The 16,717-nt window shown below is 47.9% G+C and carries 1 protein-coding gene; it reads left to right on the forward strand.

Annotation, left to right across the window (positions count from 1 at the left end):
* The first annotated feature begins 11 nt into the window (after positions 1 to 11).
* Positions 12 to 16,682, forward strand: a complete 16,671-nt coding sequence (gene siiE, locus SBG_RS19405) for a non-fimbrial adhesin SiiE (protein WP_000527115.1) — start codon at positions 12 to 14, stop codon at positions 16,680 to 16,682.
* Positions 16,683 to 16,717: the final 35 nt, after the last annotated feature.

Here is a 16,717-nt window from a genome sequence, read left to right on the forward strand (position 1 = left end):
AAGATAGTATTATGGGAAATAAAAACGTACAAAAATTTTTTGCCGATCAAAACTCTGTAATTGATCTGTCTTCTTTGGGTAATGCCAAAGGCGCTAAGGTTTCTCTTTCCGGGCCAGACATGAACATTACCACTTCACGTGGTACTGTGATCATTGTTAACGGTGCGCTTTATTCAAGTATTAAAGGTAATAATCTCGCTGTTAAATTTAAAGATAAAACTATCACTGGCTCTAAAATCCTGGGCAGCGTAGATTTAAAAGATATTCAACTGGAAAGAATTGACAGTTCGCTGGTTGACACTGCCCAGGTAGAAAAAAAAGGTAACGGCAAGCAACGTAATAAAAAGGAAGACGAGGAATTAAAAAAGCAGCTTGACGAAGCTGAAAATGCTAAGAAAGAAGCGGACAAAGCGAAGGAAGATGCAGAGAAAGCGAAAGATGCTGCAGAAAAAGCACTCAATGAGGCGTTTGAAGTCCAGAACGCTTCAAAGCAAATAGAAGAGATGTTGCAGAACTTTTTGGCTGATAATGTAGCAAAAGACAATCTGGCTCAACAAAGTGATGCTGCTCAACAAAATACGCAGACTAAAGCAGCGCAGGCGCTTAAACAGGACGATGCAGAAAAAGTTACTCCTCAACCTGTTAATAAAAACACTGGCACAGGAAAAAGCAATAGCAGTAAAAATGAGGAAAATCAGTTCGAGGCTGAACCTGTCAAAGAGAAACTTAAAGTCACATTGACGCTTGCTGGTGAGAGTAATAGCGGTAGTAAAGACGATAGTATAACTAATTTTACTAAACCACAGTTTGTTGGCAGTACCGCCCCCAATGCGACGGTCATTATTAAAATGAATGGTATTTCTGTTGGCCAGGCTGTCGCTGATGGTTTGGGCAACTTTACCTTCACGGTGTCTGAGGAATTGACTGACGGGACGTATAACCTGGAGGCTGAGGCGGCGACTGCAGATGCCAGCGGTAGTACGAAACTTGTGTTTACTATCGATTCTGTTACCGATAAACCAACCTTTGAACTTGCTCCTGAAAGTAGTATTCCAGGTCATAAAGGCTTAACGCCGACTCTGACGCCTTCAATTGTGGGTACAGCGGAAGAGAATGCTAAAGTCGACATTTATGTCGGTAATAAACTGGTTGCCAGCGTTGATGTCGATAATGACGGAAAGTGGAGCTATGAGTTTAAAGATAATGAGTTAACAGAAGGCGAAAATAGTATTAAAGTTGTTGCCGTTGATAAAGCAGGTAATAAAAATGAAACGGCAGACAGTATTATAACTGATACTATTCCTCCGGAAAAACCAACGCTTGAGCTGGATGATAGCAGTGATTCCGGTGTTAAAGATGACGGTATTACGAACAGTACCTTACCGACATTTATCGGTGTGGCGGAGCCCGGTTCTACAGTCTCTCTCTATCTTGGGCTCAAACATCTGGGAGATGTGATTGTTGCTAAAGATGGCTCATGGAGCTATACGCTTACCACACCGCTGAAAGATGGCGAATATAACTTAACCGCAACCGCCACCGACATCGCCGGGCATACCTCTGAGACGACGACTTTGCCATTTACGATTGACACTCGTATCAGCTATTTCAGTGCTGCGATTGATGCAGCTGATGACAGTGGTATTGTTGGCGATAATGTCACTAATAACGTTCGTCCAACCTTTACGGGTAAAACCGAGCCAAATGCTGTTATTAGCGTCAGAAATATCGACACGGGTGAAGAGATTAGTTTTAAAGCGAATGACCAGGGTGAATGGAAATTCGATTTTGCTTCAGACTCCGTTGAAGGTATTAATAATCTCATTTTTACAGTGGAAGATGTCGCTGGTAACAAAAAGGATTTTTCTTTTAGTTATATAATAGATACTGTCGCCCCTGTTGTTCCGACGATTTCTTTAGATGACTTTGTTGTATTGCCGAATGGTATCATTTTATCAGGAAATGACTTGCCGACATTAGTCGGTACGGCAGAACCCAAATCCACCATCTTATTAATGCGAGATGGTAAACTTTATGACAGTATCGAAGTTGATTCAAACGGTACCTGGAATTATCAGTTCGATAAAAAACTCCTCCAGGGGGCGTATGATATTGAAATTGTCTCTCAGGATGCTGCCGGTAATAAATCCCCCTCTGTTAAATATTCTTTTACTATTCAAACCGATGTTGTGCTTCCAAAAGCTGAACTGGAAGACAGTGATGATTCTGGTGTGAAAGGTGACTGGATTACTAATCAATATAATGCCCTTACATTACTTGGTACCGCAGATAAGTTTGCTACTGTCAATATCCTGATTGATGGTAAAACGATTGGTGTGACAACGGCAGATGCAGATGGTAACTGGACTTTTGATATTTCTCGCAATCTGTCTGACAATGTTTATAAAATTACGGTTGAAGCTATCGATCCTTTAGGAAGAACGGCTTCCGTAGATTATCAGCTTACCATTGATAGCTTTACACCCATTCCGACTGTCATGTTGCATGATAGCGCCGACTCTGGCGTTATAGGCGATATGATTACTAAGATTAATACACCGTTGTTCACCGGGATAGCTGAAGCTAATGCTAAGGTGTCTATCTATATCGACGGCGTCTTAAGCGGCGAGGCTATTGCAGGTGATGATGGTGTATGGAATTTCCAGTCTACCACCATTTTACCCGATGGTTCGCATAACGTAACGGTAAAGGTAGAGGATGTTGCCGGTAATATTGCCTCGTCATCAGCTTATAATTTTCAGATTATTACACAAACGCAAAAACCCACAATAGAGTTGGTCAACGATACGGGAATTGATAACACTGACCATATTATTAATGAAAAGAGCCCTGCGCTGACAGGTACGGCTGCACCCTATTCAACCGTTAAATTATATATTGACGGTGTACTGTTCGCTGAAGTTAAAACAAATAAAGATGGCGTCTGGGGATATACCCTGAAACTCGACCAGGGGCTGATTGATGGCGATTATAAAATTACTGCCACAGTTGAAGACGTCGCTGGCAACGTAGCGCACTCAGATCCGTTTTCAATTAGCGTAGATACTACTATCTCAGTACCGGTAATTTCACTGAGTCCGGATTCAGACTCGGGAATTTCAAATGACAATTTGACGAACGTCGTTAAACCCACTCTGCATCTTAAAGATATTGATCCAGACGTCGCCAGTGTTCAGGTATGGGATGCGGTATCTAATAAGCAGATAGGCGTCGCTACGCAACAACCTGACGGAACCTGGGCCTATACTTTTACTTCAGATTTAACCGAAGGTAAGCATCAGGTATATGTCAAGGTTGAAGATATTGCAGGTAATAAAGCGAGCAGCGCAGTATTTGATTTCACTATTGATAATACTATATCCACACCGGTTATTTCGTTGCTTCCCCGGGATGATACAGGGCTTAAAGGCGATGATCTGACCAATATCAATAAACCCGTCTTCGTTATTAACGGCGTTGATGTGGATGCGCATCGGGTCATCGTGCAGGTATTGCATAATGGCGTGACACAAAATATCGAACTCTCCCACAGTAATGGCAACTGGATATTTACACCAGGGGATGCCTGGGCGGATGGCAGTTACACGTTGACTGTGGAAGTTAAAGATAAGGCCGGGAATATCAGTCATTCAGCGCCGCTGACGGTGACGGTCGATACCCATATTGCCATTAATAATGTAGAGCTGGTCAACGACAACGGCGTCAAGGGCGACAATATGACTAACGACGCCCATCCGCAGTTCCGTGTTACGGTGCCGACGGACGTTAAAGAAGTCAGTCTGAGCATTGACGGTGGCGTGACCTGGGTTAAGGCGACACAGAGCGCGACGCCGGGGGTGTGGAATTATACGTGGCCAACCACCGTGCCGGATGGCGACTACACGCTGGCAGTGAAAGCGACTGACAACGCGGGTAATACGGTAACGGAGACGCTCCCCTTCACGATTGATACCACGTTGTCGACGCCGGTTATCGTACTGGATGACATGGATGACACTGGCGATAAGGGCGATAACATGACCAATCGCACCCAGCCGACATTTACCCTACAGCATATTGATGAAGACGCGGTCAGCGTGAAGGTCAGCGTGGAGCATGGCGGTGTCTCCACCACATTTTACGCCACGAAAGGTGCGGGCGGATGGACCTTTACGCCGACAGGGGCATGGACGGATGGTGATTATACCCTAAGTGTGTCGGTCGAAGATGCAGCTGGCAACACCAGCCAATCTGCGCCGCTGACGGTGACGGTAGACACGCAAATCGCCATTGATCGCATTGAAATGCTCAATGACAGAGGAATCCCCAACGATAATCTGACCAATGAAGTGCGTCCACACTTCCAGGTGAAGGTCCCGACGGATGTCAACCAGGTACGCCTGAGCATTGATGACGGCAATACATGGGTAACAGCAGTGCTGAAGTCAACCGGGGCTTGGGAATATATCTGGCCGGATGATATGGCTGATGGTTCCTACACTCTGACAGTAGAGGCGACCGATGTGGCGGGCAATAAGACGACGCAGACGCTCGATTTCACCATTGATACCACGCTGTCAGAACCGACTATCACCCTGGATGACACGGATGACAGTGGAACAAAAGGCGATAACATCACCCACGTTAAAACACCGGGATTTACGCTTCGCAACATTGATACCGATGCTCGCCGGGTAGTGGTGGAGGTCATGCACAATGGCAGTAAACAGGAGATACCGCTGACTCAGTCCGGCGGAAAGTGGCACTTTACACCAACCAGCAACTGGATGGACGGTGACTATATCCTGACGGTGAAAGTGGAAGACAGAGCCGGTAATGTGAAGGAGTCCGCGCCGTTGACAGTGACGGTGGACACACAAATCGCCATCAACAGTGTTGAACTGGTCAATGACACCAGTAATCCCAACGATAATCTGACTAAAGACGTGCGTCCACACTTCCAGGTGAAGGTCCCGACGGATGTCAACGAAGTACGCCTGAGCATTGACGGCGGCAAGACTTGGGTGAAGGCAACCCAAAGCGCGACGCCGGGCGTGTGGGATTACACCTGGCTGAGCGATGTGGGGGAGGGGAAACACACCCTGATAGTGGAAGCGACCGATGCGGCGGGAAACAAGGCGACTGAGAGGCTTGATTTCACCATCGATACCACACTATCAGAACCGACGATCACGCTGGATAGCCTGGATGATAGTGCTGCTGGCGATAATATCACCAATGTTAAAACGCCAGGCTTTACTCTCGGCAATATTGACGCCGACGTGGCCAGCGTGTCGGTAACGGTGACGCACAATGGTAAGAGTCAACAGGTAGATCTGATTCAGACCGGCGGACAGTGGCGCTTTACGCCGGGTACAGCATGGGTCGATGGCGACTATACGCTGACGGTGAAGGTGGAAGATAAGGCGGGGAATATAAACTATTCTGCCCCGTTGACAGTCACTATCGATACGCAAACGGCCATTGATCGTATTGAACTTATGAACGACACAAGTCTCGCTGGCAGTAACCTGACCAATGAATTGCGTCCACAGTTTCATATCGCCGTTCCGAAGGATGTGAACTCTGTTCAACTCAGTATTGATGGCGGCGCCAATTGGGTTAACGCAACGCTAACTGCCGGTGGCGTTTGGGAATATGTCTGGCCGACGGATCTGGTCGAAGGAACGTATACGCTGACGGTGAAAGCGACCGATATCGCAGGCAATACGGCGACAGATACGCTGAATTTTACCATCGATAACACGCTGTCGATACCGACTATCGCTCTGGATGCCATGGATGATACGGGTACTGGTAACGATAATACGACTAACGTTAAAACGCCGGGCTTTATTATCGGCGGTGTTGATGCTGATGTGATTCAGGTTATCGTACAGATTGCGCACGATGGTGGCAGCGAGGAGGTGGAGCTGACGCAGAGCGGCGGTCAGTGGCGTTTTACGCCGGGTGCCGCATGGACCGATGGCGACTATACCCTGACGGTAATAGTAAAAGACGAAGCGGGAAATATTAGCCACTCAGCGCCGTTGACAGTCACCATCGATACCCAAATCGCCATTGATAACATTGAACTGATCAATGACAGCGGTATTCCTGACGATAATCTGACCAATGACGTGCGTCCACACTTCCAGGTGAAGGTCCCCACGGATGTCAACGAAGTACGCCTGAGCATTGACGGCGGCACGACCTGGGTGAAGGCCACCCAGAGCGCGACGAAAGGCGTCTGGGATTACACCTGGCTGAGAGATGTGAGCGAGGGGACACACACCCTGACGGTGGAAGCGACCGATGCGGCAGGAAATAAGACGACGCAGACGCTCGATTTCACCATTGATACCAAACTGTCAGAACCGACTATCACCCTGGATGACACGGATGACAGTGAAACAAAAGGCGATAACCTGACCAACGTAAATAGGCCGACGTTTTTACTGGGCAATATTGACGCAGACGCGCGGTATGTCACGGTTGAGGTGCAGCATGGCAGCACGAAAGAAGTGCTGACGGCCACCAAAGGCACGAACGGCGTCTGGAGCGTTATACCGACCGGAACATGGGCAGACGGCAGTTATACGCTGACGGTGAGGGTGGAAGATAACGCGGAGAACGTAAAATACTCCGCGCCGCTGACGGTGACAGTCGATACCCATGTTGCCATTAATAATGTAGAGCTGGTCAATGACAATGGCGTCAAGGGCGACAATATGACTAACGACGCCCATCCGCAGTTCCGCGTTACGGTGCCGGTGGACGTTAAAGAAGTCAGTCTGAGCATTGACGGCGGCACGACCTGGGTTAAGGCGACACAGAGCACGACGCAGGGGGTGTGGAGTTATACGTGGCCAGACATTGTGCCGGATGGCGACTACACGCTGGAGGTGAAAGCGACTGACAACGCGGGTAATACGGTAACAAAGAAGCTCGACTTCACGATTGATACCACGTTGTCGACGCCGGTTATCGTACTGGATGATGTGGATGACACCGGTGACAAGGGCGATAACATAACCAATCACACCCAGCCGACATTTACCCTGCAGCATATTGATAAAGACGCCGTCAGCGTGAAGATCAGCGTGGAGCATGGTGGTGTCTCCACTACATTTGACGCCACGAAAGGCGCGGGTGGATGGACCTTTACGCCGACAGGGGCATGGGCGGATGGTGATTACACTCTGACCGTATCCGTCGAAGATGTGGCTGGTAACACCAGTCAATCGGCGTCGCTGACGGTGACGGTGGACACGCAAATCTCCATCAATAATATTGAACTGATCAATGACAGCGGTATTACCAACGATAATCTGACTAATGATGTGCGTCCACACTTCCAGGTGAAGGTCCCCACGGATGTCAACGAAGTACGCCTGAGCATTGACGGTGGCACGACCTGGGTGAAGGCCACCCAGAGCGCGACGAAAGGCGTCTGGGATTACACCTGGCTGAGTGATGTGAGCGAGGGGAAACACACCCTGACGGTGGAAGCGACCGATGCGGCAGGAAATAAGACGACGCAGACGCTCGATTTCACCATTGATACCACGCTGTCAGAACCGACTATCACCCTGGATGACACGAATGACAGTGGAACAAAAGGCGATAACCTGACCAACGTAAATAAGCCGACGTTTTTACTGGGCAATATTGACGCAGACGCGCGGTATGTCACGGTTGAGGTGCAGCATGGCAGCACGAAAGAAGTGCTGACGGCCACCAAAGGCACGAACGGCGTCTGGAGCGTTATACCGACCGGAACATGGGCAGACGGCAGTTATACGCTGACGGTGAGGGTGGAAGATAACGCGGAGAACGTAAAATACTCCGCGCCGCTGACGGTGACAGTCGATACCCATATCAGCATTGATAATATTGAACTGGTTAATGACAACGGTACTCCAGGCGATAACCTGACCAATGAAGTTCGGCCGCAGTTCCGTGTCACGGTGCCGGGAGATGTCAATGAGGTACGTCTGAGTATCGACGGCGGTAAGACGTGGGTTCCCGCTATGCAGGTCAAAGCAGGGATCTGGGATTACACCTGGCCGGAAGATGTAACCGACGGGTTACACACCCTGGTGGTGGAGGCGGTCGATGCGGCGGGAAATAAGACGACGCAGACGCTCGAATTTACCATCGATACCCAGCTGTCAACGCCGACCATCACGATGGATGGCAGGGATGATACAGGCATCACTGGCGATCATATTACGAGTGTCAAAACACCAGCCTTTACCATTGGCAATATTGACGCCGATGCGAAATCGGTTGTTTTGCGGATCACCCAGGGCAGCAATAGCCAGGAAGTGAAACTGACGCAGGTTGGAGGCCAGTGGCGCTTTACGCCTGATGCAGACTGGGCGGACGGTAGCTATACGCTTACGGTAGAAGTCAAAGACAACGCAGGGAATATCCGCCAGTCCACGCCACTGGTGGTGACAGTGGACACGCAAACCAGTATTACTGATATTACATTGGTCAATGATAATGGCGAGCCTGATGACAATCTGACCAACAGCACCCGCCCACAGTTTGAGATCAAGGTGCCGGTGGATGTGAACTCTGTGCAATTGAGCATTGATGGTGGCACAAACTGGGTTAACGCGGTGCAAGGCATCAAAGGTGTCTGGGGCTATACCTGGCCTACGGAGATCGGCGATGGGAAACATATCCTGACCGTGATGGTCAAAGACACCGCGGGCAATACGGCTACCCAAACACTTGAATTTACTATCGATACCAAATTGTCGACGCCGACTATTGCGCTGGATGGCATGGATGATACCGGTACGCCTGGTGATGGGATGACCAAAAAGACCCAGCCGACGTTTGTTCTGCAAAATATCGATTCAGATGTTGTCAAAGTCACAGTGAGTGTTACGCATAACGGGACGACAAGCACCTTTGCCGCGACGCAGGGAGCCGGTGGATGGTACTTTACGCCGTTAACACCGTGGGGCGATGGTAATTATACGTTGACGGTAACAGCAGAAGATCGGGCGGGAAATACGCGTCCATCCACGCCACTGACAGTGACGGTGGATACGCAAGTTGCCATTAATCATATTGAATTGGTCAACGATAGCGGCGCCCCTGATATCAACCTGACGAAACATGTGCGTCCGCAGTTCCAGATCTCGGTACCTGAGGATGTCAACGAAGTACGCCTGAGCATTGACGGCGGCACGACCTGGGTTGCTGCCATTAAGAGTTCGACGGCTGGCATCTGGGATTACACCTGGCCGACGGATGTGCCTGAGGGAGAGCATGTCCTGACAGTGGAAGCGACCGATGCTGCGGGCAATACAATAAGACAAACGCTCACTTTCACCATCGACATCACGCTGTCGACACCAACCATTGAGTTAGCGCCGGATCAGGATACCGGACAGAGTAAGAATGATAACCTGACCAGCGTTACTCAGCCGGTATTTGTGTTGGGCCATATCGATAAAGATGTTCGACACGTGGAATTGAGTATTGAGCATAACGGCACGTTTAAAACGGTGGTGCTTACCGAATCCGCCGATGGCTGGCGCTATCGACCGGACTCCGCTTTGGAGGACGGTAGCTACAAATTAACCGTGACGGTAACAGATGCAGCGGGCAACCAGCAGACCTCTGCGCCTTTAACGGTGACGATTGACGGCACATTGACGACACCGACGATTGAACTGGCACCTGGCGAAGACAGCAGTACTGTCGGCGATCGCCTCACTAACCACGATCGGCCTGTGTTCGATATACACCAGATTGATTCTGACGTTACGCGCGTGATGGTTAAGGTCACTTACAACGGTAAAACGCATGAGGAAGCGGCGGTATTCAGCAATGGTCAATGGCGCTTTACCCCTTCTGCGAGCTGGGCTGATGGCTCATATCAGTTAGCCGTTGTGGTGGAAGATCGGGCGGGGAACGTAAAAGAATCCGCACCGTTAGAGGTGCGTATTGATACCACGACGACTGTTAACAATATCGTATTGCTTAATGACACCGGTGTGCAGAATGACCAATTAACGAATGTTGCCAAACCGTCATTCAGAATTGAAGTTCCTGCGGATGTCGTTCAGGTACGCGTCACTCTGGATGGGGGCACTAGCTGGAGTCCGATACGCAAAAATGCCGACGGACAGTGGATTTTTGAAAGCACGAATACCCTGGTTGACGGTACATATACCCTTCGCGTAGAGGCCACGGATGAGGCAGGGAATATTGCGAATAAAGATTTAGTATTTAATATCGATACGACTATACAGGTGCCGACTATCGCTTTAGAGGCAGGACAAGATACCGGCGCGAATACCTCCGATAATATCACCAATATTTCACGTCCTACCTTTGCGATTGGTAATGTTGATCCGGATGTTATCAAAGTCGTGGTGACAATTGATGGTCATAATTATAACGCGACTAAGGTTGGGTCTGGTTGGGCGTTTACGCCAGGCAATGCAATTCCTGATGGCGCTTATAATATTACTGTTACCGTTGAAGATAAGGCCGGGAATATTGCAACATCGAAACCATTACCTGTTGTGATTGATACGACGGCTGAAATTAAAAGCGTAACGTTGGTGACAGATAGCGGCGACAGCACGGTAGATAATATTACTAACATCAATAAACCGCAGTTTAGTATTGTTACCGCTGATGACATTGTCCAGGTGCGTGTTAAAGTCGATAACGCGGCTAATTGGATTGAACTTACAAAAGGAGGGGATGGCCGCTGGATATTTAATACCAGTTCAGCATTACCGGATGGTCAGCATTCTCTGGTGGTTGACGTTGTTGATATCGCCGGGAACGTTGCGCAAGAAACGCTGCAGTTTACGGTAGATACGACTCTGCGAGTACCGACAATTGTACTCGATCCTGGTCATGATACTGGCGATGATACTAATGATAATCTCACCAGAATTAACAAGCCGGTATTTATTATCGGTGATGTGGATAATGATGTCTCACACATTGTAGTTCGCATTGATGGCCGGGATTACACCATTGAAAACACCGGAGGAAAGTTAACCTTTACGCCAGATAAACCGCTATCCGATGGCCAGCATACGATCTCTGTTACCGTAACGGATATTGCCGGTAATACCAAAACATCGGCCGAGCTACAGATTGAAATCGACACACAGGTTCAGATTGATAACGTGACGTTAACGACAGATAGTGGCATCAACGATCATGATAATGTCACCAATGCTAAACGTCCTTCTTTTGAAATTGAAACGCCTGCTGATGTGACGATAGTTCAGGTTTCTTTCGATGGCGTAAACTGGACGCCCATCAGTAAAAACGCGGCCGGACAGTGGGAATTTACTGCTGGTAGCGAACTGTCTGATGGTCATTATACACTCCATGTCCAGGCGACGGATCGAGCAGGAAACACGGCAAATTCCACGCTGGATTTCACCGTAGATACGCAGATTAACGGACTTAGCGTCGTTATGCTGGATGACGCCGGAAAGGATACTGCAGACGGTATCACCAATATTACTTCCCCACGCTTTGAGATTTCGGCCGGAGAGCCGCTGCAAAGTGTGACGGTAATTTTGAATGGGAAATCCAGCACGTTGACTCAGGGAGCGGGTAATAAATGGCTATTTACCCCTGACACTCCCTTAGTGGATGGAACTTACAAAATAGAAATTGTTGCTGAAGATATCGCAGGCAATAAGGTTAACAAAGAAGTCTCATTCACAATAGATACTATTATTTCTGATCCCAGTATTAACTTACTGGATGCGGATGATTCCGGCGAAAGCTCTGTTGATAATATTACCAATGTCACTAAACCACGTTTCGTCATTGGCAATGTCCCTGCTGATATTGATACCGTTATTATCAGAATTAATGGCATTTCTTATCCGGTTACGGCAAATGGCAATAACCTCTGGGAATTTCAGGTTCCCGTTGCGTTAAAAGATGGTGTATATGAAGCTGCCGTTGTCTTCAAAGATATTGCAGGAAATACTTCGGAAACGAAATTACCCTTTACCATTGATACCACGACAAGTGTCACTGTAAGAATGGAGCCTGCATCTGATACCGGAAGCTCTAATAGTGATAATCTGACTAATAAGCAAAACCCCAAATTCGAAGGCACTGCGGAGCCAAATGCGAAACTGGAGATTACCATTGTTGACGATGCGTCTAATGTGGTTCTAAAACAAACGGTTACAGTTGGCCCTGATGGCAACTGGAGTATTACACCGTCTCTACTGGCGGATGGTACATATACGATTAACGTTACGGCGACAGATGTGGCGGGAAATACTGCGCAAACGCAGGAAAAATTCACTATCGATACCGTCACGACCGATCCGACCATTCGTCTTTCAGATCCGTCCGTCGATGATCAGCATGAAGCGACCAGCTTGCGTCCTGAGTTTAAAGGTATCGCTGAAGCGTTTTCGACGATTATGATTAAGTGGGATGGCAAAGTTGTTGGCTCAGCGAACGCAAATGCGAATGGCGACTGGAGCTGGACACCGCCGTCGGTATTAGCCCCTGGCTCCTATGTGGTGAGTATTGTTGCCAAAGATAAAGCGGGTAATGAATCCTCGCAGGTCGACTTTGCTGTTGTCATCCCCGTTATTGACGTAACACCTCCAACGATAAAGCTCAGTGATGAAAGTGATACCGGGCCTTTAGGAGACTTTACGACCAGTAATAAAACGCCGACTCTGATAGGGAACACATTACCTAATACGATTGTGAGTATTTATGTTGATGGTCTGAAGGTCGGCGAGGCGACAGCGGATACTGCCGGTCGATATACCTTCCAGCTGCCGGAAATGAATGACGGCCAGTATGTCGTTCAGGTCGGTATCATCAATCCTCGCGATCATAGCGAACTGCGTTCCACGGCCGTTGATGTCACCATTGATACTCAGGTTGCTGAACTGGTATGGAATGTATCCGGCATGCATGAGGGCGGATACATTAACACGGTGACGCCAGAGATTGGCGGCACCAGTGAGCCAAACAGTAAGGTTATTATCCTTGTGAATGGCGTTGAAAAAGCGATTGCTTATACCACAGGAACAGGTCACTGGGGGGTTGTATTACCCGCTTTGGGTAATGACGGTAATTATGTATTAACCTTTAGGGTTGAAGATGTTGCCGGAAATACTAAAGAGTTTGGCCCGCAGCACATCATACTGGATACGGTCATTGCTCCGATGACAGTGGAATTACGTGAAATAGATGACAGTGGCAAAATTGGCGACTGGATCACCAAAAAATCTCATGTCACTCTTGAGGGTACTGCCGAAGCAGGAAGTACATTAACCATCCGCAATCCGCAGGGCGTGGTTATTGCTACCCTGGTGGTAGGAAATGATGGTCGATGGAGCGCGGAAGTCGATCTGCGTGAAGGTAGCAACGCCTTTGTCGTTATATCGGAAGATAAAGCAGGTAACAGCCAACAAAAAGAAATCCTGATCGAACATGATACACAGATTGAAATCAGCGATATTTCATTAAGCCGGGATACGAACAGCGGTGATAAATATGATCTGATTACCAATAATAAGTCTCCGGTGCTGGTTGCTATGACCGACCCCGGCGCAACGGTACAGGTTTATATTAATGGCGTGTTACAAGGCACGGTTGAGGCAAACTCATCAGGTAATATTAGCTATACCATGCCGGCAAATAGTGCTGACGGCGAGTATCAGGTGCAATTTGTTGCTACAGATATCGCTGGCAACCGGGTTGAATCTGCGGTTACAACCGTGACAATTGATTCTCAAATCGCAGTCTTTGACATTGATGAAAATACATTACCAGCTATCTCTAATAACCGGGCGCTGTCAGTCTCCGGCGTAGGGGAGGCTGGTTCACAGGTCAGCATTTTTGTCGATGGTAAATTAGTCAACGTTGTTATGGTGGAGGCTGATGGCTCGTGGAGTGCGCCAATACTGCTACAAGATGACGGTACGTTTAATATTCATTTCAGCATTACTGACGTTGCCGGAAACACTGAAGTCAGTAAGAATTATAGCGTGGATGTCGATTCATCAACTGCCTTCCCAACGCTCAACCTTGATGAGTTGAGCAACTCAGGTTCACATGACGATCTGATCACTAATCATAACAAGCCAGTGTTAACTGGTACCGCAGAAGCGGGAGCAACAATCCATATTTATGTGGATGAAAAGATTGTGGCAAATGTTGTTGTGCTTGAGGATGGAACCTGGTCCTATCAGTTTGATAATGCCTTAAAAGACGGGGAATATTCTATTCGCGTGGTTGCCGAGGACCTTGCGGGTAATACGGCAGAATCGCCTCGCTTAATCGTTACGATAGATACCAGCACATACATTGATCCGCCTGCACTGGCTCCCGGGTCTGATAATGGCATGTTCATTAACGACGGTATCACAAGTCAAACCCGGCCTAAGTTTAGTATCAACGGTGAGTTTAATCAGAGTGTCCAAATCTACATTGATGGGAAGCTCGTCGATACGGTAACCGTGACGGACAGAAACCAGGTTTATCAACCTGCGATTCCTTTGGGTGATGGTACCCATAGTATTCATTACGTTATCACTGATAAAGCGGGCAACACAGCCACATCGAAACCCCTAAGCTTTACGGTAGATACTACTAATACAACGCCTGTCCTGATTGATTCTATCGATGGCCAAACGTTAGCCGAAATGACCGCCAGTGATGGGAAGATATATATAACAGATACAACACATAACCTGATGTTTAGTGGGAGTGCTGAGCCCGATAGTTTAATAGAGTTAACTATTAATGGACTAGATGTAGGGAAGATTTGGGTTGACAATACAGGAAAATGGCAGATGCCTGTCAATCCCGTTTATCTCTCGCAAGGTCTTCTGGATATAAATGTCAAATCTACGGACCGTGGCGGTAACGTAAATCAGGAAAACTATTCCATTTGGGTTGATACGATGATCCAGGAGTTTACCAGCGAGCTTGATGACAATAAGTCGTTGTCGAAAACGGACTGGTGGAGTAATAGCGCTCTTATTACCATGAGAGGTATGGGTGAAATTGGCGCTACGGTATCATTAATAGTGGCAGGGGTCACGCTGGCAACCGCTGTCGTTGCAGCTAATGGGCAGTGGGAATTATCGACCGATAAGCTTCCGGAAGGGAAATACGATATCACTTTGAGTATTGAGGATAACGCAGGCAACCGTAAGGAAGAGGTACATGAAATATTTATTGATCGAACGCCGCCGAGTGCGCCTGTCGTAACGTATTCAGACATAGTTAACGATCTGATTATTATGCAGGGAACGGCGGAAGCCAAATCACAGCTAATAATAACCGATAGCGAGGGAAATACTTATACGCTCACGGTTCCTGATAATGGTAACTGGAGTACGGCAATACCGTACCCATCGGAAGGGAAGTTCACCATTACGAGCGTGGATGCGATGGGTAACAAGAGCGATGTACTTTCTCTCGATATAATGAAAGACGTGCCTGTTATTTCATTAGCGGTAGACTCGGATGGTAATATAGTAGGCGATAATATTACGCAAGATAATCAACCCACCTTTATTATCGGGAACCTGGAAAGCGATGTGGTCACTGTTCAGGTCGATATCAATGGGACCTTATATAATGCTGAACAACGCGCTGATGGCGTTTGGTTCTTTACGCCAGGTACCGCGCTAGCCGACGGTTCCTATACCATATCGGTCATTGCGAGTGACGCCGCAGGTAATAAGAAAAACTCATTACCGATTACCGTCACGATCGACAGTACGCTGACGGTGCCGGAGATTGCGCTGGCGGCAGGTGAAGACAATGGCGCTTCAGACAGCGATAACGTGACGAATCATACCCAGCCTAAGTTCACGTTGCAGCATATTGATGCTGATGTGACCGGGGTGACCATAAATGTGGCGCATAGTGGAGGGACAGACACCTACCAGGCAACGCAGAGTGCGGATGGCTGGACCTTCACGCCGCCGGTCGCATGGAATGATGGCACATACACATTGAGCGTAACGGTGGTAGATGATGCCGGGAATAAAAAGCATTCTGCCTCGCTGACGGTAACGGTTGATTCAACGGTAACAGTAGCGACGAATGCGTTAAGCGGCCATAGTGATACCGACACACTAACGGACGTTATACAATCTGAGCCCGAAACGAAGAATGCTGAAAGTGATACACATGCTCGTACCGGGATGCCTGCGGCTGAAGAAAGCACAGCAGCGGAGGAGGCATATAACATTACATTGTTAAATGCTGACGCCGGAGATGAAACAGAACGTTCGATTAGCCAGACACCTTCTTTTGAAATCTCTGTGCCAGAAAATATTGTTAACGTGAGTGTCATGTTCGAAGGAGAAGAATTTACTCTGCCGATAATTAACCACAAAGCAATATTCGAAGTTCCATTATCTTTAGAAGATGGTGAATATACTATGGATGTGAAATTCCTTGATAAGGACGATGATTACCTCATCAAGGAGAAAACATTCTCCGTTGATCAGTCTTCTGCTGATATTGTGAATGCAATGAACGCAAGAGGAAAAACGGAAGATGATATTAATGATTCCCCTTCAGCGAGTTCTGTAGGGCATAATAATGGTGCAATTGAGGCTTTCACCGTTAATGAAGTTACGCTCCCTGTAGATAATCAAGAAGAATACGCATAATCACTGAGGCCCCTCACCTTCGGGTGAGGGGATTT

The sequence above is a fragment of the Salmonella bongori NCTC 12419 genome, assembly GCF_000252995.1.
Classification (GTDB): Bacteria; Pseudomonadota; Gammaproteobacteria; order Enterobacterales; family Enterobacteriaceae; genus Salmonella; species Salmonella bongori.